Raw genomic sequence first — 23,851 nt, forward strand, 5'->3', positions numbered from 1 at the left:
CGCTTCTATCGGTTCCGCGTGAGCAGTCGGTTGAGAACTGCTGCCGCCAGGTACAACATCGCGATGATGAGGATAAGGGTCAATGCCGCGCCCCAGACCCGCGCCCGGCCGGCCGCTTCCGGGTTTGCCAGCTCCTGATAGATCAACAGTGGTAGCGAGGCCATATTGCCGTCGAAGATATCCATATTGATCGACTTGCTGTATCCGACTAGCACCAGCACCGGGGCGGTCTCGCCCATCACCCTGGCGACGGCCAGCAGAATGCCGCTGATCATACCGGGCAGCGCGGTCGGCACGACGATACGAACGATCGTCTTCCACTTCGGAATTCCGAGTGCGTAGGAAGCTTCCCGCAGTTCATCGGGAACCAGTTTGAGTATTTCTTCAGTGCTGCGGACGACCACAGGCAACATCAGCAATACCAATGCCAGCGACACCGCCAGCGAGCTCTGCGGAAATCCCAGCGTCGCGATCCAAAGCGCGAAGATGAACAGCGCCGCGACGATCGACGGCACGCCCGCCAGGATATCCACCATGAATGTCGTCGTCTTGGCCAGCGCTCCGCGACCATACTCGACCAGATAGACTGCCGCCATGACACCCAACGGCACCGCGATCACCGTCGCGACCAACGACTGCACGATCGTGCCGTAAATCGCATGGTAGACACCACCCGCGAACTGCTCGGGCAGCACACCCTTCAGGGAATTCTGCCACCATTCCGCCCGGACCACCGCACGGAACCCTTTGGTGAGCACCATGATCAACACCCAGCCCAACGGCACAAGTGCGATGGCGAACGCTAGCCAGACCGAACCGGTCGCGATGTTGTTACGTACCTGACGCGACCGGCTCACCTGCCGGAATGCCGGGGCTTTGATCGGCTGATCCAGTGTCTTCATGATATCCATCACCCATTCACCCTTCCGCCCGCGGCGAGTCGCGCCAGTGCGTTCACGATGAAGGTCAGCGCGAACAACACGAAGCCTGCGGCGATATACGCGCCTGTCGGCAGCGGAGCACTGAATTCCGCCGCCGCCGAGGCGATTTTGGATGCGAAGGTGTAGCCACCATCGAACAACGACCAATTTCCCGGCTGGGCAGCGGTCTTCAGCACGATCAACACAGCGATCGTCTCACCAAGCGCGCGACCGAGACCGAGCATGGAACCGGCGATCATGCCGCTGCGCCCATAGGGCAGCACAGTCATCCGGACGACTTCCCATTTCGTCGCACCGAGCGCCTGCGCCGCTTCGATGTGCGCGCGGGGGGTGAGGTTGAAGACCTCACGACTGACCGACGTGATGATCGGCAGGATCATCACCGCGAGCACGACGCCCGCGGTGAAGATCGTGCCACCGCTGGCCAACGGAATGTTGCCGTCCGAGAACAGGAACAGCCAGCCGAGCTTGTCATTGACAAAGACCTGGACCGGCTCCAGCCGCGGAGCGAGAACCAGCATCCCCCATAAACCGAACACGATCGAAGGCACCGCCGCGAGCAGATCGACAATCACCGAGAACGGCCGCGCCAGTGCTTTCGGCGCGTAATGCGTCAAGAACAGCGCGATGCCGATACCGACTGGGACAGCCAGCACCAAGGCGAAGATCGAGCTCAGCACCGTCACCATGAACAGATCCCGGATACCGAACCGGAGGTGGTCGGCGTCAGAGGTCTTGAATTCGGCGCTGGTGAAGAAGTTCGCTTCGTTCGCTAACACCGAAGGGACTGCCCGGATCAGCAGGAACAACGCGATCAGCGCGATAGCGGCGACAATGATCGCCCCCGACGTCGTGGCCAGCGAACGGAAGACTGTCTCCGCGCTCGGGCGACGTCGCCAGACGATGTCGGTGATCGCCCGCACCGTCGCGACCATCCAGCGGAAGGCTGTCTCCCCGCTCAGGATACGCCGCCGGGCCCGAACAGCAGCCGACTGGTTGCTTGGCTTACTCAGCATCAGCGCAGTATCTTCCCCTACCCGCCTGCCAGTCGAATCGGGTTGGCCGACAGTAGGGACCTCATCGTGCACGGTCATGGGATCGATATCAGGAGATGGCGTCGATGGCGGTGGTCAGCTTGGTCTTGAACCTCTCGGGCAGCGGAATGTAGCCGGCCTTGTCCAAGCCTTCCTGACCATTGCTGACCGCCGAGGTGAGGAATGCCTTCACTGCCTCGGCCGTCTTGTTGTCGGCGTAGTTCGAGCACACGATCTCGTAGGTCGGCATCACGATCGGGTACGCACCCGCTTCCGTCGGCATGTAGAACGAGGAGGTGTCGATGACCAGATCGTTGCCCGCGCCCGATACCTTCGCCGATTCGATCGCCTTGCCCGCGCTCTCGACGCTCAGCGTCACCGGGTCCGGGCTCGCCGAAGTGATGATGCGCGCGATCGACAGATGCTGCGCCTTCGCGAAGGACCACTCGTTATAGGTGATCGAGTTCGCAGTGCTCTTCACTGCGGCCGAGGTGCCTTCATTGCCCTTCGAGCCGGCGCCGACACCACCGGCGAAGGCCTTGCCCGCGCCCTTGCCCCAAGTGCCGTCGGAAGCGGCATCCAGGTAGCGCTGGAAGTTGTCCGTGGTGCCCGACTCGTCACTGCGGAAGACCACCGCGATCGGCTCAGAAGGTAGAGCGGCGTTCGGGTTCAGCACCTTGATCTCAGGAGCATCCCATCTGGTCACGGTACCGTTGAAGATCTTGGCGAGGGTCGGGCCGTCCAGCGCCAGATCAGTCACACCTGCGATGTTGTAGGTGACTGCTACCGGACCGAACACGGTCGGGAGATTCCACGCCGGCGAGCCGCAACGTGCGGCGGCCTTGGCCGGCTCGTCTTTCTTCGAGCTCAGCGGGGAGTCCGAACCACCGAAATCGGTCTGACCACCGATGAACTCCTTAACGCCAGCGCCCGAGCCGCTCGACGTGTAGTCGAGTGTGGCACCATCGCAATTCTTCTCGTAGGCGGCGATGAAACGCTCCATCGCGTTCTTTTGCGCGGAGGAGCCACTGGCCTTGAGGGCCGACTTCCCTCCGCAGTCGATGTTGACCTTGGCCACACCGTTGTGGGCCGATGCGTTGTCGTCGCTGCCGCAGGCGGCGAGAGTTATGGCACCGACGGCCAGCACACCAACGAAGGCGCTGCTGCGCTTGAAATTCACTATTCCTCCGGAAGGGCGTCCTGTTCGTCCGGGCCCCTCACCGGTCCGGACGTGTACTGTGGTGCTGTTCGCGGGGAACTCGCGCACCAGGCAGCCCTCTGCTGCCCTCACTTAACGTAGGGTCACGTGGTTGACAGTTGGACGGAACCAGGTGAACGGAGGGTGAACAGCCCAGAGCGATCGTCGGCGTTCGGTGTGACGTTTGCCCCAATCCTACTCGTCGGCAACGTGCTTGCCGATCGCTATTCATACTTGCTTGTCCGCCGCGTAGGCGACATCACTGTGCGCGAGTGCGAACCCGAGCCGGGTGTAAGTGCGTACTGCGGCGGTGTTGTCGGCCTCGGTATACAGCGACACCTCGGTGAAACCGCGATCACGTAGATAGCGCAATCCGGCGACGGTGAGCATGCGCCCGAGTCCACGACCCTGTGCTGCCGGGTCCAGACCAACCACGTAGACCTCACCGAGTGGCGGGCGCGCCATATGGTGCGCCTTGGTCCAATGGAACCCCAGCAAGCGGTCGGGGTCCGCCGCGGCGAACGCCAAGAACAGGCCGGACGGATCGAACCACGACTCACTGCGGCGGATCGCAACATCACGCTCGGTCCACCTGCCCTGCTCAGGATGCCAAGCGAAGGCCGCTTTGTTCACCCGCAGCAACTCCGCGTCGTCAGCTGGGCCGAGATAGGTACGCAGCACGATGTCATCCGGCACGATCAGCTCAGGTAGCTCTGGCGTAGCAAGTGCTCGACGCATCTGCCACAGCTCCCGCGCCGCGCGTAGCCCGAGCCGGGCCGCGACGGCTTTGGCAGCGGCCCGATCGCCATGTGCCCAGACTCGCGTGTGCGGACCACCTGCGGCGAGCACAGCCAAGACCAGGCCGGTACCCACCCCGTGATCGCGCTGCGACGGGTCGACCACTACTTCCGCCATCGCCGGATGTTCACCGCGCGCCGGAACGAGATTCGCATATCCCACGACCACATCCCCGCGTACTGCGAGCAGATGCCGGGCATCGGCACCTGCACCAGCCGCGCCTCCTCCTGCCGACAGCGACAGCACAGCCTGTTCTGATATCGAGGCCACCCCATCGGCGGCTGTCGCCCGTGCGAGCAGATCCGTGATCGACCGTGCCGTAGCCGGGTCGGGACGGTCATCCCACTGTGTCGTCACGCCGCTCATCGGCCTCCGTTCTTCGAGCCTGTGCGCCCTTGCCTGATCCCGCCTCTGCAACGTCGTCGGATTCAGCCGTGCATGCTTCGGCCGAGAACGCCTTATCCGGAAGTGATCAGGAGCGCCACCGGGAGCTCTGGTGATCAACTGCCACCGAACTCACGACGCCGAGCCATTGACCGGCGCGAGCGGGGAGTCGCCGGTGCCCTCGTCGCCCGGCAAGTTCGCTGGCTCGCTCTTGGTCGCGGCACGTGCTGGACGCACCGCCTTGTAGCCGACGTTACGCACCGTACCGATCAGGGACTCGTACTCGCTGCCGAGCTTGGCGCGTAATCGCCGAACGTGCACGTCGACGGTACGGGTGCCGCCGAAGAAGTCGTACCCCCACACCTCCTGCAGCAACTGCGCGCGAGTGAACACGCGGCCCGCGTGCTGTGCAAGGTACTTGAGTAGCTCGAATTCCTTGTACGTCAGATCGAGCGGGCGTCCACGCAGCCGCGCGGTGTAGGTGCCTTCATCGATCACCAGCTCACCGAGAGTGACCTTACCGGTGTTCTCCGGGCTGGTCAGGCCGCCGTTACGTCCGACAAGCAATCGCAGTCTGGCATCGAGTTCCGCAGGTCCGGTGCTGGGCAACAGGATGTCGTCGAGCCCCCAGTCGGCATTCACCGCAACCAGTCCGCCCTCGGTGAGCACCGCGACCACCGGCACAGACGATCCCGTACTTCCGAGCAGTCGACACAATCCGCGGGCGGCGGCCAAATCGGTCCTGGCGTCCACCAGCGCCACATCCGCCGTGCCCGCCTCTAGCAGTGAAGCCACTTCTGTAGGTGCGGGGCGCACAGTGTGTGCGAGTAAGGCCAACGAAGGCAACACTGACTCGGGGTTGGGGTCGGAGGTAAGCAGGAGCAGCTCCACAGGCCCTCCTCCCATCTCGTAACTTCGCGAATGCGGCAACACCGCCACAGCCACGTCGCTAATCACAGGTAATCGGATGCAAGGTTAGCGCGTGACCGGGCATGACCACGTATTCCGGGTCTCGGACCCTAGCGGAGGACACCCGAGGCCCCGACTCGAGCCAACCGATATGGTGCGTGCATGGGTTACGCACCGCCGCCCGCTCAGCACCCACGCGGTGCACGGCGTGCGATCCGAATGTGCGCCGTACGAGGCCGACCGACACGGCCAGAGACCCGCAGAAACGGGGGAACATGCGCAAGCTGATCATCGGCCTGCTGTGTTTGGCGGGATTCGCTGTCATCGTCGACTTCAGCGTCGCGGCTTATTCGGAGTACCGCGTGTCACGGGCGCTACGCGACGGCGCCGATCTCACCGCCGATCCCGAGGTGACGATGCACGGTTTCCCCTTCCTCCTCCAGGCATGGAACAGCCGCTATGACAATATCGAGATCCGGGCCCGCGCCAACCGAAAAGATATTCCCGGCGAGATCGCCCTGGAAGCGACACTGACCGGGGTGCGGCTGCCGATGGAGGAACTGGTCGAGGGCAGCTTGCGCAGCGTCCCCGTGGAGCGGGTGGACAGCAGGCTGCGGGTGGAACCCACCGAGCTCGGCAGACTGTTCGGCATTCCCGACCTGCAGGTGCATTCGCGCCCGGCGAACAAATCCGATGAGGCGAGAGGCTCGGATGGCTCCGACAAGAACACCGCAGGCGCGCTGGTGTTGACCGGCACCCTGCCGAAGTTCGCCGGGACGCGATACAGCGGCCAGAAGGTCAGCGTGCAGGCCGATCTGATGCTCGACGCCGATCAGGTGAAGATTGTGGCGACCGACTTCTATCGCGCCGACTCCGACACCGAGACTATGCCTGTGGCAGCGATCACAGAAGCCGAACGTTCTGCCGTGCTCGCGCTGTTCACCCGTACCATCGATACGAAAGAACTGCCGTTCGGTATCCAGCCCACCACAGTTTCCGCCAAAGGCGGCCAGATCGTTGTGGAAGGCACGGGCACAAACGTCACAGTAGACCTCGACCGCTTACGTCGTCCATGATCGAAATCATCATTTTGGCGGTAGCATTACTCGCCGCGCTCGCGGTGGGCCTCTGGCTGCGCAGCCGCGCAGGCCTGGTGCGTGTAGCGAAGGGCATCCCCCAGTCCGATCCGCGCCGCGCCGCGCTGCTCGCCGCGGTCGGCGTGACCGGTTCCGGCCCTGCGGTCCTGCACTTCTCCGCCGAGTGGTGCGGGCCATGCGTTTCCGTTCGCCAGGTGGTCGCCAGCGTCACCGGCCAGCTCACGGAATCAGCGCGGCCGCCGCAAGACATCGAGGTGGATATCGACGCCGCGCCCGCGCTCGCCCGCGAACTGAACGTGCTCTCACTGCCCACCACATTCGTCTTCGACATCGCGGGCATCGAACGATTCCGGATCTCCGGCGTGCCGAAGGCCACGGCTCTGCGTTCTGCGCTGGAGCCACTCACCACCAGCTGAGCTGCGCGAACAAGCCCAACCAACAGGTTGCGGCAGCCCCGAGTCCAATTTCCCCGCCGAATTGGGTAAGCTGCTTACGTGCTTTCCGACCATGAGCTGATGCTCACCCGACGCCGCACAGTAGATCTGTGTCGGCTCGGTGGTTGTTGCTGCCTGTGCTGCTGATCGGTCGGCTTCTGCGGATTCTCTGACGCCGACCGCGCGCGCCGAGTGTGATCTCCACACTCCGGTAACCGGTAATTCTCCATAGATTATGCATCTTCAGCGCAGGAGTACGCACAATGTCCACCCAATCGCATAATTCTTCCCGACCGGCTCTCGTTCCCAGTAACCACGTCGACATTCACGGGCCGCGATTCGCCGCATGGGTCACCACTGCCGTCCTCGCTGCGGCTCTGATCGCGATTACGCTGTCCCCGGTTGTCGCGACCGTGCTGATCATCTTTCAGGCCGCCGTTTTCGCCATCGGCGCCACCTATGGTCCACGCCGCCATCCGTACGGCCGGTTCTACGCCAGGTTCGTCGCGCCACATCGCGCCCCGACCAGTGCGACAGAACCGGTAGCCCCACTGCAACTCGCGCAGCTGATCGGCTTCGGCACCGTGGTTGCCGGCCTGCTGGGCTTCGTGCTCGGCTCCCCAGTCGTCGGCGCTGTGTTCGTCGGCTCGGCCCTATTCGCGGCGTCCCTGAACGCTGCGTTCGGGATCTGTCTCGGCTGTCGGATCTATCCGTTGGTCGCTCAGCTCCGCCGGACCCTGTCTCCGGTATCGAACTGATCGCTACACGTCATCGCACGCCATATCTGAAAGGAAAACAATGGCTCGCTCCGATGTCCTAGTCTCCGTTGACTGGGCCGCAGAGAACCTCAACGCCCCCGGCGTGGTCTTCGTCGAGGTCGACGAGGACACCTCCGCCTACGACGGTGGTCACATCGAGGGTGCCGTCCGGCTCGATTGGAAGAAGGACCTACAGGATGCAGTTCGACGGGACTTCGTGAACCAAGAGCAGTTCTCCGATCTGCTCTCGGCGCGCGGCATCTCGAACGACGACGAGGTCATCCTGTACGGCGGCAACAACAACTGGTTCGCCGCGTACGCCTACTGGTATTTCAAGCTGTACGGCCACAACAATGTCAAGCTGCTCGATGGCGGACGCAAGAAGTGGGAGCTGGACGGTCGTCCGCTGTCCGCCGAGCCGGTAAACCGGCCCGCGGCCCAGTACAAGGCCGCCGCGCCTGACCTGTCGATCCGCGCCTTCCGTGACGAAGTCATCGCGGCCATTGGCACCAAGAACCTGATCGATGTGCGTTCGCCTGACGAGTTCACCGGAAAGATCCTGGCGCCCGCGCATTTGCCGCAGGAACAGAGCCAGCGCCCCGGCCACATCCCTGGCGCCATCAACGTGCCGTGGAGCAAGACCGCGAACGAGGACGGCACCTTCAAGTCCGACGCCGATCTGACCGAGATCTACCGAGTCGCAGGTCTGGACGACACCAAAGAAACCATCGCGTACTGCCGAATCGGTGAGCGTTCCTCGCACACCTGGTTCGTGCTGCAGGAACTGCTGGGCCACCAGAATGTCAAGAACTACGACGGGAGCTGGACCGAGTACGGCTCCCTCGTCGGCGCACCGATCGAGTTGGGAGAATAATCACTATGTGTGCAGCACCTACCCAGGGCCAGGCCATTCCGGCGGGGGTCGATGTGGAAAAGGAGACGGTCATCACCGGTCGGGTCCTTGGCACCGATAGTCAGCCGGTAGGCGGCGCATTCGTACGCCTGCTCGACGGCAAGGGCGATTTCACCGCCGAGGTTGTCGCATCGGGCACCGGTGACTTCCGATTCTTCGCGGCTCCCGGCTCGTGGACCGTTCGCGCACTGTCTCCGACAGGCAACGGCTCCGCCGAAGTGCGTCCCGAGGGCGCGGGTATCCACGCGGTCGACATCACGGTCGCCAGGTAAGACCTGGCGAACACCGCGCTTCGCGCTTGGACGGCCCCGGTCGCTTCATCTCTCGAAGAAGCGGCCGGGGCTGTTTACACGGGAGGATGCGGGTGTCGTTACACTCGAAACGTGGTCTTATTCTTCGAGATTCTGCTGGTAGCCATAGCCGTGCTGACCGGCTGGTTCGGCCTGTACGTCTTCTACCGGCTGTTCACCGAATCATGAGCGAACTCGCGAGCGAGGGTGCCGATCCGGCCGAGCGAGCGAGTGAACAACTGAACGGCACCACCGCTGCCGCCGCCGCACGCCGCAGCGGCGACCAGGCTGTCGCCGATGCTGCCGTGCGGGCGAAATCGACCGGCGCCCGCAACATCCCTGTCCTGCCGGATCTTCCGCTACCCGAGGACACCGCTAATCTGCGGCTCGGGCCGGATCTGAGCGTTTCGATGCTCGCATTGCTGCCACTGGTCGGTGTATGGCGCGGCGAAGGGGAAGGGAACGATCCCGAACGCGGAGACTACCGGTTCGGCCAGCAGATCGTCGTCTCCCATGACGGCGGGGACTACCTCTCTTGGGAGTCCAGGTCCTGGGTCATCGATCCCGAGGGGAGCTACGCAGGCCCCGATCTGCGTGAGAGCGGCTTCTGGCGAATGGGTATCGACGGCGACGACGAGATCATCGAACTATTACTCACGCACAGTGGCGGCATCGTCGAACTGTTCTACGGGCAGGCATTGACACAGTCGTCCTGGGAGCTGGTCACCGATGTGGTTATCCGCAGCCAATCCGGCATTGTCGTAGGCGGCGCCAAACGCCTCTACGGCATCGTCGAAGGAGGCGACCTGGCCTACGTCGAAGAGCGTGTCGTCGCCGATGGCCCCCTCGAACCCCGCCTCTCCGCCCGACTCCAACGCTACATCGGCTGACCACTCGACCAGGCGCTGCTCCGCTAGCGAGACGACCCCCGAGCCATACCTATACGATATCGCTATCGCATAGGTCCGGCCGGACGGACCGGGGCTCGGGGGCCGGGTGACTGCCTGGTATTCGCTCAGCGCTCGCGCGAGCGTCATCGCCTGCAGCGGTGGCGCTAGCGGACAGCCACCTCACGTGTCCTATGAATAATCATTCTTCGAACCACCTCCTTTCTCGTGTACGACCGAATCTAGCGACGCGTCAGTACATCGGCAACGGAATTATCGTCGAGGCGCGAACCGAGCCTCCGATACAGTTGCGCAGGCCGTGAAATCAGCCGTCACCTGACCGGATGCGGAGAGCCGTAGTACCACGTCGGCTCGGTGATCTGGCGGCAGTTGATGGGTGACCACCACAACGACACGATCGGGTTCGACGAAACCGCTATCGACGTCCAACAACTCACACAGCAGCCGCGAGCCGGCCGCTGCCTCCAGGTGCTCGGTGGGTTCGTCGAGCAGCAGCACCCGCGCTGGTGACACCAGCGCGCGAGCGAGCAGAATACGCCGTCGCTGACCACCCGACACAGCCGACGCTCCTGCGGTCAGGTCGGTGTGTATCCCCGCAGGCAACCCATCCAACCAAGGACCAAGACCGACTGTTCGCAAAGCGCTCTCGGCGGCCTTCTCGGTAAGGTCACCCCGGACTACCCGCAGATTCTCCAGTACCGATGTGCTGAACAGATGAGCGTCTTCAGCGAAGAAGGTGATGTCGGGACGCGGTGTGTCGAATAACCCTGCCCAGGTCATCAGCAGTGTCGTCTTTCCGGAGCCACTCGGGCCGACCACCGCGATCCGCTGTCCTTCCGGTAGCTCTGGAATGTACGCATCGACGACACGGGCCGAATCAGCCATCCCGGCCCGGACTGTACGCCGCGCGGTTCTGGCGCCCTCGGCCCGATCACCTTCCAACCCAGTCAGCTGGCGCAGGGCCGCGCGCGCAGTCGTCAATGCCTGTGCCGCAGCGGGCAACGAACCGACAGCCTCGAAAGCCGAGAGGGGAAGCAGCACCAATACACAGAGCGCCATGGGTGTCGTCACCCCCGTCGCCGCTCCGTCAGGGCCGTAGAGGGTAATGCCGATCATCAACGCACCGAGCACACTGACGCCGATCGACAGTGGCATCGCCGCGGCCGCCCACGCACTTCGAGCCGCTGCGGTGTCTTCCGCGTCGGCCGCCCGGCTCGAGGCGGCCGACGCAGTGGCGAGGGCGGCATCGAGCCTGCCTGCTACGCGTAACTCAGCCGCGTGATCGAGGATGGTGAGCCCCTGCGCGGTGAACTCAGCTCGGTCGGCACGCACTGCGCGTTCGGCATCGGACGCCGCTTTTGCTGACAGCCACGGCGCGACGACCCCGGACAACACCAATGCGGCCGCCAGAATCATGGCGGCCGCCGCCGAAAGTATGGCCAGCAACGTTACCGCCGCGAGAGAAAGGACGACAGCGACTGCGACCGGCACGAAGACGCGCACCACCACAGCACCCAGATCATCGATGTCGCTGCCGATCCGGACGAGAAGATCACCCCGTCGTAGTGGAGCAGAACTACTTTTGCCCTGCGGTGACTCGATCGCTTGCTGACTACCGATGTCCGCGGGCTCCGGCCGTCGCAGCCAGAAATCCGAGCGGGCCAACGTCCGATAGACGGTAGCGCGCGCCGCTGTCATGGTATGTAGCGCGACATCATGGGTCGCGAGGCGTTCCAAGTACCGGCACAGACCGCGTGAAATACCCAACGCGCGCACTGTGACCACGGCAATAGTCAGGTCGAGCACCGGCGGCATCTGCCATGCCCTGGCGATCAGCCACGCGGCCAACGCCGCGAGACCCAACCCGCTGCCCAGTGCGATTACACCCCAGGCGATCGCCACCAGAACCCGCGGTGCGGAAAGCTCGAGCAATACGCACATCCGACGCAGATCGCCGAACAGGGTGGCGCCAGCCGACCTCGACAGCCGCTGTGCCCAGTCAGAACTCGCTCTGCTCATGGACCGACCTCCATGAGCCGATCCGCGTGCACCTGGATAATCCGGTCGGCCGCGGCCAGCACCGTAGGGCGATGCCCTATGACAACGATCGTCACGCCCGCTCTGGCCCGCTGCTGAAGCATGCGGAGCACTGCGGCTTCGGCCTCGGCGTCCAGATGCGCTGTCGGCTCGTCCAGCAACAGAATCGGTCGATCCGCGACCAGCACCCTGGTCAGTGCGAGGCGTTGCCGCTGCCCTAGCGATAACCCGGTGCCACCAGGGCCGACCACAGTGTTCCAGCGGTCGGGCAACTCGTCCAGCACCGTGTCGAAGCCGGTGACCGCGCATGCCGCGGCGAGTTCATCCGTACCATCGTTCCGCTCCCCCATGCTCCAGTCCACCGCTGCGGCGCCGAGCAGCTCGAGATTATCCCGTAATGTGCCAGGCACCAACACCGGTCGCTGCGGCAACCACGCCAAATGAGCCCACCACCGATCCGCGGACAGCCCGCGCACATCGACTCCACCGACTGTGACCACTCCGCGATCAGGGGTGATCAAACCCAGAATCGCCTGTACCGCTGTCGATTTACCGCTCCCATTAGGCCCGGTGAGCACAGTCAGAAAGCCGGGAGTACAGACTGCTGACAGCCCTGCCGGTGCGAACCCATCCCGTGTTCGCACCGAAAGATCATCGATTTCGAGCAAATTTCCAGCTATTCGCACGCGCTGGACATCGTCTCCCGCTACCGCCTGATCAGCCGGAACCCGCCCAGACAGGTCTGCGGTGGGGTGGCTTCGTTCGGCGGGCACCGATTCCAGGAGTGCGAATGCCTTCTCCGCGGCAGCCATACCGTCCTGGGCAGCGTGGAAACGCTCACCGACCATGCGCAACGGCAAATACACCTCAGGGGCGAGCATCAAGGCCACCAGGCCCGAGTAGAGGCTCATCTCGCCGAATACCAAACGCATACCGATAGAGACCGCGATCAGCGCCACACTCAAAGTCGCGAGCAGCTCCAGCACCATCGAAGACAGGAAGGCGATGCGCAACGCCCGCATGGTGTGCTGCCGCAGTGCGTCCCCGAGATCGCGCACCCGGTACCGCATGGTGCGCGTTCCGGCGGCATCGCCCGGCATACTCGAACCATTGTCACCCTGCCGCGCGTGCACCGAGCGCACTGTCGGAACAGGTTCTGTGTCGCCGGTCTCCCGGCCGAGCGCCCGCAGAGTCGGCATGCCCGCGAATAGGTCGAGCACCTGATCCGACAACCGGGTGGTAGCCGCGAGTGTGGCCTCGGCCCGCCCTTGAGTCAACTTCCCGATGAGGATCATGAAAACCGGGATGAGCGGCAGTGTGATCACCACGATCACACCAGAAGTCAGATCGTACGCCGCGATGACCACGAGCACGATCGGTGGCACCAGTACCGCCAGCAGCAATGCGGGCACATAGCCGACGAGATAGCCGCGCAAACCCGACAGCCCGGTACCGACCACCACTGCCAGCTCGGTCCGGTGAGTGTCGAGTTCGCGCGGGGGCTGCCGCGCACCTGCCGCGAGCACCGCGTTTTCCAGCTCCGCTACGACATTCGCGCCCGCGCGGTGAGCCAGCCTGGATTGCAGCCAGGTGGCGAGTACCCGCACTACGATCGTGAGTGCGAGGACGAACACCTCCACTGTCCATGCACCGAGTGTGCGCTGGTCCGGATCGGTGACAACACCGGCCAGCACCCGTCCGATCAACACCGCCGCCAGCACAATCGCACCGGTGATCACTACCGATAACGCGATACTCAACGCCAGATAGCTACGCGCCGAACGGGCGTATCGCCACAGGCGTGGATCGATCGGCGGGCGGGCCATGTCACCGATCCCGCGCGCTCTCCAGTGGCAGGCCCACCGAGGCAGGGATCTGCTCTACCGTGATCCGCTTGCGGAACACCCAGTAGGTCCATCCCTGGTACACCAGCACTACTGGGGTGACCAGCACTGCGGCCCAACTCATCACCCGCAGAGTGTAGGGCGTCGAGGACGCGTTGTAGATGGTCAGGTCGAAGGCCGCGTCGAGGGTCGAGGGAAGAACGTTGGGGAACAGCGACCCGAACAGCAGCGCGGTGGCCGCTGCCACGGTCACCGCGGTCCCGGTGAATGCCCATCCGTCGCGCCGGACGAAGTCCGCGCTCACCGCCATGATGAGCCCGACCACCGTCAGTACCAGTGGAATCCAGGTCCATCCCGTCCCGTAGGCCAGCTGAGTCCACAGTCCGAATCCACCGACCACCACTACCGTTGGGGCCAGCAACAGCCGGGCGATGCGCTGAGCATCGTCGCGTACCTCGCCACCGGTCTTGAGTACCAAGAACATCGCGCCGTGCAGCGCGAACAGCAATCCGGTCGCCAGACCGCCGAGCAGGGCGTAAGGACCGAACAGATCGGCCACCGAACCCGCGAACTGCTTATCCGCGTCGAGCGGGACCCCGTGCACCACATTGCCGAATACCCAGCCCCAGGCCAGCGCTGGAATCCAGGAACCGATGCCGATGCCGATATCGCAGCGGGCCCGCCAACGCGGGTCATCGATCTTGCCGCGGTACTCGATGGCGCAGATGCGTAAGATCAGCGCGACGAGCAGCAGCAACAATGCCAGATAAAAACCGGAGAACAAACTGGCGTACCACTCCGGGAACGCCGCGAACATCGCACCACCCGCGGTGATCAGCCAAACCTCGTTGCCATCCCATACCGGCCCGATCGTGTTGAGCGCCACACGCCTGCGCGCATCGGAGCCTTTGCCGAGGATCGGCATGAGCATGCCGACCCCGAAGTCGAAGCCCTCCAGCACGAAGTAGCCGGTGAACAGCACACCGATCAGAACAAACCAAAACTCTTGCAGACTCATCGTCAGCTCCTAGTAGGCGAACGACAGTTGTTCGACGGCAGGTTCCGCGGCACCACGACCGCCCGAGATCCCCTCGGTACCGCGCGACTCGGTCGCGGCCGAGTCCGGCCCATGGATCACATACCTACGCATCAGGTAGAACCACACCACGGCAAGCGCGCCGTACAGCAGCGTGAACACGATCAGCGAGAACAACACCACACCGGGTGAGTGATCCGAGACACCCTGCTGCACAGTGAGACGCAAGTTCGGATCGCCAGTCGGATTCGGTGCGACTACCCAGGGCTGTCGGCCCATCTCGGTGAACACCCAGCCCGCGCTGTTGGCCAGGAACGGTGTGGGGATGGCGAGCAGACTCAGCCAGGAGAACCAGCGCTGATCCGGTACCCGGCCACGGCGGGTGAGCCACAACCCGACCAGCGCCAACAGCGTCGAGCCCGCCGCCAGACCGATCATGGCCCGAAACGACCAGTAGGTGACGAACAGATTCGGCCGGTAATCGCCGACACCGTATTTCTCGTTGGCGGCCTGCTGTAGATCGGCGACGCCCTCCAACGTCACCCCGCTGAACGAGCCCTTGGCCAGCCAGGGCAGTACATAGGGCAACTCGAGCACGTGTGTGACACTGTCGCAGTTATTGTGCGTACCGACGGTCAGAAGAGAGAAATCGGGGTCTTTCGCGGTGTGACACAGCGATTCCGCCGAAGCCATCTTCATCGGCTGCTGTTCGAACATCAGCTTGCCCTGGATGTCTCCGCTGTAGACCAACGCGGCCAATGACACGATCATCACACAGATGCCCGACCGCGCGGCAGGTCGCCACATGGCGCGCGCCTCGGACAGTTTCGCTTCGTCGCCGCTGCGCGCATTGCGGACCATCCACCAGCCCGCGATACCCGCGACGAACGTGCCTGCGGTGAGGAAGGCTCCGGCGACCACATGCGGGAAGGCCGCCAGCGTCGTGTTATTGGTGAGGAGCGCGACGATGCTGTCGAGTTCCGCGCGCCCGGTCTCCGGGTTGTACCTAGCGCCGACCGGATGCTGCATGAACGAGTTGGCGGCGACGATGAAGTACGCGGATGCGTTCACGCCGATGGCGACCAACCAGATTGTGGCGAGATGAAGGAGTTTCGGCAATCGAGTCCAGCCGAAGATCCACAGCCCGAGGAAGGTCGACTCCAGGAAGAAAGCGACCAGCCCTTCCAGCGCGAGCGGCGCACCGAACACATCACCGACGAAGCGCGAGTACTCACTCCAGTTCATGCCGAACTGGAATTCCTGCACAATGCCGGTAGCGACGCCCAACGCGAAGTTGATCAGGAACAACTTGCCGAAAAACTTGGTCAGCCGAAGCCAATGCTCTTTTCCGGTGATCACCCACGCCGTCTGCATAGCGGCGACCAGCGGCGCGAGGCCGATGGTCAACGGAACCAGCAGGAAGTGGTACACCGTCGTGATCCCGAACTGCCATCGAGATATATCCAGGGCGTCCAAACCGACCTCCTGCCCAACTACGACATACCGTAGTAAGACTACGCTGGAGGCGATCAGGGACTGTTTGCTGGGGCCTTGATCGGAGAATCTCGGTGTTCGCCTATCTGGTCGGATTCGCCGTGCTCACCGCTAACTCTCACCCTGCCGAGTAAGGCGAGAATCACCCTAGGCACCGCATGAACAGCACCGGATACCGATCCGGACACACTGGCGAACAGGTCACCAATCGCCGATGGCGCCTGCTCGTTCGATACCACGTCCGACCAGCTCGATGATCTCCTCGGCATTGTCCGGTGCAGACATCCGCAGCCCGTCCAGCGAATGCACCCGCGCCGCCAGCGCAACGCTCGACATCAGCCAAACACTGTCACAGGTGAGCAGGTCGGCGGTGAACAGTGCGTCGTAGCGGCACTCCCAGCCCGCTTTCTCCGCTTCGATGAACAGCGCGCGCTGCGTGACGCCCTGCAGCACGCCGTGCTTCGCCGGCGGGGTGATCAGTTGTTTGTCGCGCGCGATCACCACAGTGGAGCGCGGCCCCTCGAGCACCCGGTTCTCGGTACTGGTGAAAATTACGTCGTCCACGCCCATGCGCGCGGCGAACCGCAAGGCGGCCATATTGGTCGCGTAGGACAGCGTTTTGGCACCGAGCAACTGCCAAGGCGCCGCCTGCGCGAGATCGATCGAGATACCACGCGCCAGGGTCATCACGGAGACGCCTTCGGTACGCGCCTTCGCTACACGCCCTGGCACCGGGACCACCATCGCGAAAGCTGTCGGTACCGGCACCGCGGCGGCCAAGTCACCACTGCGTACCCGATCCGGTATACCGGACTGTTCGCAGTCACGACCACGAGTGAGCACCAGCCGCATCATTCCTTCGCGCTCGCTGCCCCATTCCTTTGTGGCGGTCTGCACCGCCGCTCGCCATTTCCCCAGCTCCGGCTCGGGCAGATCCAGTGCCTGCGCCGAACGCCGCAGTCTGCCTAGATGGAATTCGAGCGCGTACGCGATTCCCTCGCGTACCAGCACCGTTTCGAAGACACCATCCCCACGCAATACGCCCATATCGTCTGCGAACAACAACGGCGCGTCCGCGTCTCGCACCACACCGTCGAGCGTTACCAGGACTCGATCCACCATGAGTCGAGCGTAAGCGGTAGGAGCCGACGATGCCTATGTCATGGCGACTTCCGCCCAGTTCGCGCGTCACCAGGCAGTCACGCCTAGAGTGGAAAAGGTGTCCGTGGTCGTTGCGCCCAGCCCCATCCTCAGCGTGCCGGGAGCCGTCGCGGCAGCGGCCGGTTCCCCCGATGCCGCCGTCGCCTGGCACTACGGCGATCCATTCGGCGAACAGCGCGTCGCGATCGAGCGTGCCGCGATCGTCGATCGCTCGCATCGTTTTGTCCTGCGCATCACCGGCGCTGAGCGGCTCACCTGGCTGCACACCATATCCAGTCAGCACGTCGCTACCCTCGGCGAAGGGCAATCGGCGGAGAGCCTCGACCTCGATGTGAACGGCCGGGTACTACACCACTTCGTCCTCACCGAATCGGCTGGCGCGACCTGGATCGATACCGAGGCCGAGCGCGGCCCCGATCTGCTCGATTTCCTGCGGAAGATGGTGTTCTGGGCCGCTGCCGAGCCCAGCGCGGCCACCGACTACGCGATGCTGAGCCTGCTCGGCCCTCGGGTCGCCGATCTGACCGGAGCGCTCGGCGTTCCCACCCTGCCCGGTGACTATGTGGCGATACCACTGCCCGGCGGCGGGTTTCTGCGCCGGATGCCTTGGCCGACAGCGGATTCCTTCGACCTGGTCATCTCACGCGAGCAGCTGACCGACTGGTGGGCCCGGCTCACCGCGGCCGGCGCCGTGCCCGCGGGAATGTGGACATTCGAGGCGCTGCGTGTCGCGGCCGTACGTCCCAGGGTCGGAGTGGACACCGACGAGCGGACGATTCCGCACGAAGCCCGTTGGATCGGCAGTGTCGCCGAACAGGGAGCTGTCCATCTGGACAAAGGCTGCTATCGCGGCCAAGAGACTGTCGCGCGGGTGCACAACCTCGGCAAGCCGCCACGACAGCTGCTGCTATTGCATCTGGACGGCTCGGCGGGCGAACGCCCGACCGGCGGCGCCGATATCACCGTGGGCGGCCGCGTAGTCGGCAGGCTCGGCACCGTCATCGATCACTACGAGCTCGGACCCATTGCCCTGGCTTTGATCAAGCGCACGGTTCCGATGGACGCCGCGCTGACCGCAGGCTCGGTCGCGGCGAGCGTCGACCCCGATTCGATGCCCGCCGGCGATACGCCTCAGGCAGGCCGGATCGCGATCGAACGGCTGCGCGGACACGGCAGCCGTTGATCGAGGACCGAACACTATGCCCACTGCCACTATGCCCACTGCGCGCCGCGCCGATCGACGTCCCGTCCGCAGTGCGACATCGGACTTGCCATCGACAACGGGTTTCTGCTCACATCAGGTTCTCATGGCTGACGAGAGGAGCGCTTCCCATGCGCACCGGTGATTCCGGCGAGGTCCTCGCTATCTGCGCTGTGCACGCCGACCTTGAAGTACCCGGACGGATCGGTCACACAGCGATCGACAAGAGACCGATACCGGGCAGAGTCGGAGTGCGAGCCCTCGGAGTGGACGGCGACCACGTCTGCAATGTGGAAAACCACGGTGGCGTGCATCAAGCCGTCTACGCGTATGCCGACGAGGAAGCCCGCCGGTGGGGTGCGGAGCTCGGCCGCGAGCTGCCCGCAGGGTGGTTCGGCGAGAACCTCCGCATTGCCGGACTCCCGGTCAGCGACGCTGTGATCGGCGCACGCTGGTCGATCGGCGACACCCTGTTGGAAGTAAGCGCGCCGCGAGTGCCGTGCGCCACGTTCCAGCACTGGAGTGGCGAGCAGCAGTGGGTGAAGCGATTCACATTACGCGGTGATACCGGCGCCTACCTACGGGTGCTCGCCGAAGGTACGATCGGGGCAGGCGATCAGGTCTCGGTGGTACACACACCCGGCCACGGCATCACTGTCCGCGATGTATTCACCGGCACGGATCTCACTCTGCTAGAGACCTTGCTCGCCGAAGAACCGAGCGTCTCTGACGATGTGCGCAAACAAATCGAACGACACACACGTAGACACACCGACACCGCACGTACCGCAGTAGCCCGGAACGAACGAACGGGTATCGCGGGACCCGGCCAGGGAGCGCATTCGTGAGTGTGGAACTGGTAGAAGTCATCCGCTCGGGCTTCCGCGAATGCGTACACCGCGGCTCGGTAGTGATGCTCGACCCCGGAGGCAAGCCGGAGCTCACCCTCGGCGAAGTGCGGCTGCCGATCCTCCCCCGCTCGACGAACAAGCCGATGCAGGCGATCACCATGCTGCGTCACGGCTTCGAACCACTCGATGACGCAGAACTCGCCATCGCCACCGCCTCCCACTATGGCGAGCCGGAACACCTCACCCTGATACGCAGGCTGCTCGATCGGTTCGGATTCACCGAGAAATCTCTCGAATGCCCACCCGACCTGCCGATCGACGACAATGCTCGCGCCGCGGCACTCACCAGCGGACAGGGCAGGCAACGCATCTTCATGAACTGTTCCGGCAAGCACGCGGCGATGCTCGCGACCTGCGCGGTAAACGGCTGGCCGACCAAGAAATACCTGGATGAGGGGCATCCGCTGCAGCGTGCGGTGAGCGCCACCGTAGCCGAGCTGACCGGTGAGCCGGAATCCGACTTGGGCCGCGATGGCTGCGGACTTCCGATCATCCCGGTCTCGCTGACAAATCTGGCTCGGGTATTCGCGATGTTGGCCACGGCCGAGCCCGGCACTCCCGAACGCCGAGTCACCGATGCCATCCGTGCTCATCCGCGAGTGATTTCCGGCACGAACAGCCTTGATCTACTCGTTATGCGGGCGACTCCAGGATTGGTGTGCAAGGTAGGCGCGGATGGCTTGCACGTGGGTGCGATGCCGGACGGATCGGCCTTCGCCTACCGGATCGACGATGGCCACGATCGCGCTCGAATGCCGCTGACGCTGGCCATTCTCCAGCAGATGGGGATCAACTGGACCGATACTCATACAAAGCTGGCCACTCCCCCGGTACTCGGCGGCGACGTCAGGGTCGGCATGATCCGCACGATACCAGGGGTGGTGTAACGATTCGCATACACGGCGACAGACGGGCAAACGGTACCGGTTCGACAGCTCTTCCCCCACTCCTGGAAGCAAGACGGCCGGACACACGCTAAAGTGTCTGTCAGGAAGAGTATTAATTCGAACGGGGCCGCCACCAAACCCCAGGCCGCCCCGCTGTGACGCGAGGGGGTCAGCCATGGGCCGTGGCCGGGCTAAGGCAAAGCAGACCAAGGTCGCACGCGAGCTGAAGTACAGCTCGCCCACGACCGACTTCGCGAGCCTTCAGCGCGAGCTCTCGGGAAGCCCCAACTCCCAGCGGAGTGGTGGTGTGCTGTCCGATGAGCAAGACGCGGGCGACTCCTTGTCCCGCTGGGACGAGGAGGACGACGACTGGCGCCGCTGACTCGGATCGCGCCTGAAGGGGGAGGCCGGCGGGCCTCCCCCTTCAGGCGTTGTCGGGTTGTCGGCCCAGTACCGTAAGGCTTGCCACATAGACACATCGAAGTCCCGCATCCAGAGAGGATGCGGGACTTCGATGTGTCCTCTGACGTCCTTCGCCGCAGTCAGAACCGCGGGTGCTCGCCGATCAGAACAGCGCGTACGGCATCGGCGTCCTTGGCCTTCTTCACCGTGCCCAGCGTCCAGCACTCGACGTGTCGCGCGGTCAGCACAGCCAGTGCCCGATCCACATCCTCCGGAGCGACGACGGCGACCATACCGACACCCATATTGAATGTCTTCTCCATCTCGGCCCGTTCCACCCGACCCCGCTGCGCGATCATCTTGAACGCCGGTGCCGGATTCCAGGTGCCACGGTCCAGTTCCGCGACCAGACCCGCAGGCAGTACCCTGGCCAGGTTCGCAGCCAACCCGCCACCTGTGACGTGGGCGAATGTCCGAACATCGGTTTCGGCGATCAGCGCGAGGCAGTCCTTGGCATAGATTCTGGTCGGTTCGAGCAGTTCCTCGCCGAGAGTGCGGCCGAATTCCTCCACGTGCCCGGTAAGCGACATATGGTCTATGTCGAGGAGCACCTTACGAGCAAGACTGTAGCCGTTGGAATGCAGACCCGAGGAGCCCATGGCAATCACCACATCGCCAGGGCGGACTCGATCCGGTCCGAGTACCGCGTCAGCCTCGACCACACCGACACCAGTCGCGGACAGATCGTAATCATCTGGGCCCATCAGACCAGGGTGTTCGGCGGTCTCGCCACCGAGCAGCGCACACCCCGCACGCACGCAGCCTTCGGCAATGCCGGAGACGAGTTCGGCAACCTTCTCCGGCACAACCTTGCCTACCGCGATATAGTCCTGCAGGAACAGCGGTTCCGCACCGCAGACCACAAGGTCGTCCACTACCATCGCGACCAGGTCGAGGCCGACGGTGTCGTGTTTGTCCATCGCTTGTGCCACCGCGATCTTGGTGCCGACACCGTCGGTGGAAGCAGCGAGCAGCGGTTCGCGATAGCCGCCCTTCAACGCGAACAACCCGGCGAAGCCGCCGAGACCACCTTGAACCTCGGGCCGGGTCGCCTTCTTCGCCAATGGCCCGAACAACTCGACTGCACGGTCACCTGCCTCGATGTCCACGCCTGCTGCGGCATACGAGGCTGCGCCACTGGGGGTCTGTTCAGTCATTTTCGGGGAAAGCTCCAAACCGAATCGGCGGATAGATGCCTGCTCACGCTACCGGAGCGGGAGAACGACCCCACACCGGTATTGGCTCACCCTCTTGACAATAGGCGGGAACGAGCCGTAAGGCTGGCTATCGGTCCGCCCACCTCCACTGAGCAGTTCGGTCATCCGCTGCTCGCCTGTGGCGTTGCTGCACCGGATCGGGCAGCAGAACCACAGCGAACGGCCGCCGGGCGCACTCTCCTGTGATGCGCGTGAGATCCGGCCTCGATCGCCCTGCTCGACCACCGACCCATTGCGCAGTGCTATCACACAGTCGGCGACAGCGGCCGTATCGTACGTGATCAGCACGATCGCGCTATGGAACAGCAGCGACCCTCGGTCACGGATGGCTCAGCGCACTCACATTCTCGTGCAACAACATTGCCTCGGACTTACCGGTCAGCATGCCCTCGAACACATTCTTCCCGATACTCACCTCGGTAGGCAGCTGGATCGGATAATTTCCGTCGAAGCACGCGGAGCATAGACGGGAACGCGGCTGCTCGGTCGCGGCGATCATGCCTTCGAGGGAGATATAGCCGAGAGTATCGGCGCCAATTGATCGGCGCACGCCCTCGACCATGTCCGCAACATCACCTTCTGTCCCCGTACCATTGGCGATCAGCTCGGCCCTGGAGGCGAAATCGACGCCGTAGAAGCACGGCCATTTCACCGGTGGCGAGGCGATCCGTACATGGATCTCCAACGCACCCGCTTCGCGCAGCATCTTGATCAGCGCGCGCTGGGTGTTCCCGCGCACGATCGAATCGTCCACGACGATCAGCCGCTTACCTCGGATGACCTCGCGCAGCGGGTTGAGCTTGAGCCGGATGCCCAGCTGGCGGATAGTCTGGCTGGGTTGGATGAAAGTGCGTCCGACATAGGCATTTTTCATCAGGCCTTGTCCATAAGGCACCCCCGAACCCTGGGCATAACCGACTGCGGCCGGGGTGCCGGATTCGGGCACCGGAATCACCAGGTCCGCCTCGACCGGATGCTCCTGCGCCAAGCGCCTACCGATCTCCACCCGGGTAGCGTGCACCGAACGACCCGCGATGGCACTGTCCGGCCTGGCCAGGTACACGTACTCGAAGACGCAACCCTTGGGCTCAGGGTTGGCGAAGCGCATCGAGCGCACGCCGTCCGCGTCGATCGCCAGCAACTCACCGGGCTCGATCTCCCTGACGAACGTAGCGCCGACGATATCCAGCGCGGCGGTCTCGCTGGCTACCACCCAGCCCCGCTCCAACCTGCCTAGACACAGTGGGCGCACACCGTGCGGATCACGCGCGGCATAGAGGGTGTTCTCATCCATGAAAGTCAGGCAGAACGCGCCCCGCAGGGTAGGCAGCAGCGCCATCGCGGCCTGCTCGATACTCGAGTCGGCCGCGGCGTGCGCGAGCAGCGCGGTAACTACATTGGAGTCGGAGTTCGCGGCAGCGGACTGGGGACGTCCATCACTGATCGCGGCACCGATCAGGCCGAGTTCACGTGCGCGGTGCGCCAATTCAGCGGTATTGACCAGATTGCCGTTGTGCCCCAGCGCAAGCCCTGAACCGACTGCGGTGGTGCGGAAGATGGGCTGGGCGTTCTCCCAGCCCGCCCCTCCGGTGGTGGAGTAGCGGCAGTGCCCGATAGCGATATAGCCCGGCATAGCGGCCAGCGTCTGCTCGTCGAAAACCTGGCTGACCAGGCCCAAATCTTTGAAGACCAGAATCTGCGCGCCGTCCGACACCGCGATGCCCGCCGCTTCCTGTCCGCGGTGTTGCAATGCGTACAGGCCGTAATACGCAAGCTTGGCCACTTCTTCGCCTGGTGCCCAGACTCCGAAGGCACCGCACTCCTCGCGCGGCTCACGCTCGTCGACATCCTGGGAGGAGAACAAGCCGGCGGAAGTGTTGTCGACCGGCGGTTCAGCGTTGGTCACCGTGTGCTCCCTCTTCGGGCGGGCTGAAGGG

At 63.9% G+C, this 23,851-nt stretch carries 22 protein-coding genes; 10 read left to right on the forward strand and 12 right to left on the reverse strand.

Features of this window, described 5'->3' with window-relative positions:
- Nucleotides 1–5 precede the first annotated feature (5 nt).
- The 5 genes from pstA to ACX4ZE_RS09575 all read right to left on the reverse strand — a co-directional run bounded on the left by pstA (nucleotide 6) and on the right by ACX4ZE_RS09575 (nucleotide 5,246).
- The gene (pstA, locus tag ACX4ZE_RS09555; protein WP_480273032.1) at nucleotides 6–905 is read right to left on the reverse strand and encodes a phosphate ABC transporter permease PstA; all 900 of its coding nucleotides are present in this window, start codon (nucleotides 903–905) and stop codon (nucleotides 6–8) included.
- A 5-nt stretch (nucleotides 906–910) separates the two neighbouring features.
- On the reverse strand, nucleotides 911–1,876 hold the full coding sequence (gene pstC, locus ACX4ZE_RS09560; protein WP_480273033.1) for a phosphate ABC transporter permease subunit PstC: 966 nt from the start codon (nucleotides 1,874–1,876) through the stop codon (nucleotides 911–913).
- 169 nt (nucleotides 1,877–2,045) lie between these two features.
- On the reverse strand, nucleotides 2,046–3,155 hold the full coding sequence (gene pstS, locus ACX4ZE_RS09565) for a phosphate ABC transporter substrate-binding protein PstS (protein WP_480273034.1): 1,110 nt from the start codon (nucleotides 3,153–3,155) through the stop codon (nucleotides 2,046–2,048).
- Between the two features lie 246 nt (nucleotides 3,156–3,401).
- A complete protein-coding gene (mshD, locus tag ACX4ZE_RS09570) occupies nucleotides 3,402–4,337 on the reverse strand; it encodes a mycothiol synthase (RefSeq protein WP_480272972.1) in 936 nt (311 codons plus the stop codon).
- Nucleotides 4,338–4,487: 150 nt separating this feature from the next.
- A complete protein-coding gene (locus tag ACX4ZE_RS09575) occupies nucleotides 4,488–5,246 on the reverse strand; it encodes a winged helix-turn-helix transcriptional regulator (protein WP_480272973.1) in 759 nt (252 codons plus the stop codon).
- A 293-nt stretch (nucleotides 5,247–5,539) separates the two neighbouring features.
- Here ACX4ZE_RS09575 and ACX4ZE_RS09580 point away from each other — a divergent pair, with 293 nt between their 5' ends.
- The 6 genes from ACX4ZE_RS09580 to ACX4ZE_RS09605 all read left to right on the forward strand — a co-directional run bounded on the left by ACX4ZE_RS09580 (nucleotide 5,540) and on the right by ACX4ZE_RS09605 (nucleotide 9,646).
- Nucleotides 5,540–6,340, forward strand: coding sequence for an LmeA family phospholipid-binding protein (locus ACX4ZE_RS09580; RefSeq protein WP_480272974.1), 801 nt, complete (start codon nucleotides 5,540–5,542; stop codon nucleotides 6,338–6,340).
- Entirely contained in the window at nucleotides 6,337–6,777 is a 441-nt protein-coding gene (locus ACX4ZE_RS09585; protein ID WP_480272975.1) for a thioredoxin family protein, read from the forward strand. Before ACX4ZE_RS09580 ends, ACX4ZE_RS09585 begins: the two co-directional genes overlap by 4 nt.
- A 281-nt stretch (nucleotides 6,778–7,058) precedes the next feature.
- Entirely contained in the window at nucleotides 7,059–7,553 is a 495-nt protein-coding gene (locus ACX4ZE_RS09590) for a DUF4395 domain-containing protein (protein WP_480272976.1), read from the forward strand.
- Between the two features lie 40 nt (nucleotides 7,554–7,593).
- Nucleotides 7,594–8,427, forward strand: coding sequence for a sulfurtransferase (locus tag ACX4ZE_RS09595; protein WP_480272977.1), 834 nt, complete (start codon nucleotides 7,594–7,596; stop codon nucleotides 8,425–8,427).
- A gap of 5 nt (nucleotides 8,428–8,432) precedes the next feature.
- Nucleotides 8,433–8,738, forward strand: a complete 306-nt coding sequence (locus ACX4ZE_RS09600) for a DUF1416 domain-containing protein (RefSeq protein WP_480272978.1) — start codon at nucleotides 8,433–8,435, stop codon at nucleotides 8,736–8,738.
- A 203-nt stretch (nucleotides 8,739–8,941) separates the two neighbouring features.
- Nucleotides 8,942–9,646, forward strand: coding sequence for a heme-binding beta-barrel domain-containing protein (locus tag ACX4ZE_RS09605; RefSeq protein WP_480272979.1), 705 nt, complete (start codon nucleotides 8,942–8,944; stop codon nucleotides 9,644–9,646).
- A gap of 270 nt (nucleotides 9,647–9,916) precedes the next feature.
- Here the strand turns inward: ACX4ZE_RS09605 and cydC are convergent, their stop codons facing one another.
- From cydC to ACX4ZE_RS09630, 5 genes are all read right to left on the reverse strand, one after another.
- Entirely contained in the window at nucleotides 9,917–11,605 is a 1,689-nt protein-coding gene (cydC, locus tag ACX4ZE_RS09610; protein WP_480273035.1) for a thiol reductant ABC exporter subunit CydC, read from the reverse strand.
- Nucleotides 11,606–11,679: 74 nt separating this feature from the next.
- Nucleotides 11,680–13,527, reverse strand: coding sequence for an ABC transporter ATP-binding protein/permease (locus ACX4ZE_RS09615; protein WP_480272980.1), 1,848 nt, complete (start codon nucleotides 13,525–13,527; stop codon nucleotides 11,680–11,682).
- A 1-nt stretch (nucleotide 13,528) separates the two neighbouring features.
- Complete coding sequence (gene cydB / locus ACX4ZE_RS09620; RefSeq protein WP_480272981.1) at nucleotides 13,529–14,563, reverse strand: cytochrome d ubiquinol oxidase subunit II; 1,035 nt, start codon at nucleotides 14,561–14,563, stop codon at nucleotides 13,529–13,531.
- 9 nt (nucleotides 14,564–14,572) lie between these two features.
- The gene (locus ACX4ZE_RS09625; RefSeq protein WP_480272982.1) at nucleotides 14,573–16,057 is read right to left on the reverse strand and encodes a cytochrome ubiquinol oxidase subunit I; all 1,485 of its coding nucleotides are present in this window, start codon (nucleotides 16,055–16,057) and stop codon (nucleotides 14,573–14,575) included.
- 219 nt (nucleotides 16,058–16,276) lie between these two features.
- Nucleotides 16,277–17,197: an aminodeoxychorismate lyase gene (locus ACX4ZE_RS09630; protein WP_480272983.1), complete on the reverse strand. Its 921-nt coding sequence runs from the start codon at nucleotides 17,195–17,197 to the stop codon at nucleotides 16,277–16,279.
- A gap of 97 nt (nucleotides 17,198–17,294) precedes the next feature.
- Here ACX4ZE_RS09630 and ygfZ point away from each other — a divergent pair, with 97 nt between their 5' ends.
- From ygfZ to ACX4ZE_RS09650, 4 genes are all read left to right on the forward strand, one after another.
- On the forward strand, nucleotides 17,295–18,419 hold the full coding sequence (ygfZ, locus tag ACX4ZE_RS09635; RefSeq protein WP_480272984.1) for a CAF17-like 4Fe-4S cluster assembly/insertion protein YgfZ: 1,125 nt from the start codon (nucleotides 17,295–17,297) through the stop codon (nucleotides 18,417–18,419).
- A 149-nt stretch (nucleotides 18,420–18,568) separates the two neighbouring features.
- A complete protein-coding gene (locus ACX4ZE_RS09640; protein WP_480272985.1) occupies nucleotides 18,569–19,285 on the forward strand; it encodes an MOSC domain-containing protein in 717 nt (238 codons plus the stop codon).
- A complete protein-coding gene (locus ACX4ZE_RS09645; RefSeq protein ID WP_480272986.1) occupies nucleotides 19,282–20,235 on the forward strand; it encodes an asparaginase in 954 nt (317 codons plus the stop codon). Before ACX4ZE_RS09640 ends, ACX4ZE_RS09645 begins: the two co-directional genes overlap by 4 nt.
- Nucleotides 20,236–20,410: 175 nt before the next feature.
- Nucleotides 20,411–20,617 carry a DUF3073 domain-containing protein gene (locus tag ACX4ZE_RS09650; protein ID WP_480272987.1) on the forward strand — a complete coding sequence of 69 codons (207 nt, stop codon included), beginning with the start codon at nucleotides 20,411–20,413 and terminating at the stop codon, nucleotides 20,615–20,617.
- Between the two features lie 160 nt (nucleotides 20,618–20,777).
- On the opposite strand, the gene purM is transcribed toward ACX4ZE_RS09650, so the two are convergent.
- Together purM and purF are read right to left on the reverse strand one after the other, a co-directional pair.
- Nucleotides 20,778–21,854: a phosphoribosylformylglycinamidine cyclo-ligase gene (gene purM, locus ACX4ZE_RS09655; RefSeq protein WP_480272988.1), complete on the reverse strand. Its 1,077-nt coding sequence runs from the start codon at nucleotides 21,852–21,854 to the stop codon at nucleotides 20,778–20,780.
- 379 nt (nucleotides 21,855–22,233) lie between these two features.
- Nucleotides 22,234–23,820 carry an amidophosphoribosyltransferase gene (purF, locus tag ACX4ZE_RS09660; RefSeq protein WP_480272989.1) on the reverse strand — a complete coding sequence of 529 codons (1,587 nt, stop codon included), beginning with the start codon at nucleotides 23,818–23,820 and terminating at the stop codon, nucleotides 22,234–22,236.
- Nucleotides 23,821–23,851: the final 31 nt, after the last annotated feature.

It is taken from the genome of Nocardia sp. TBRC8007 (assembly GCF_056629435.1).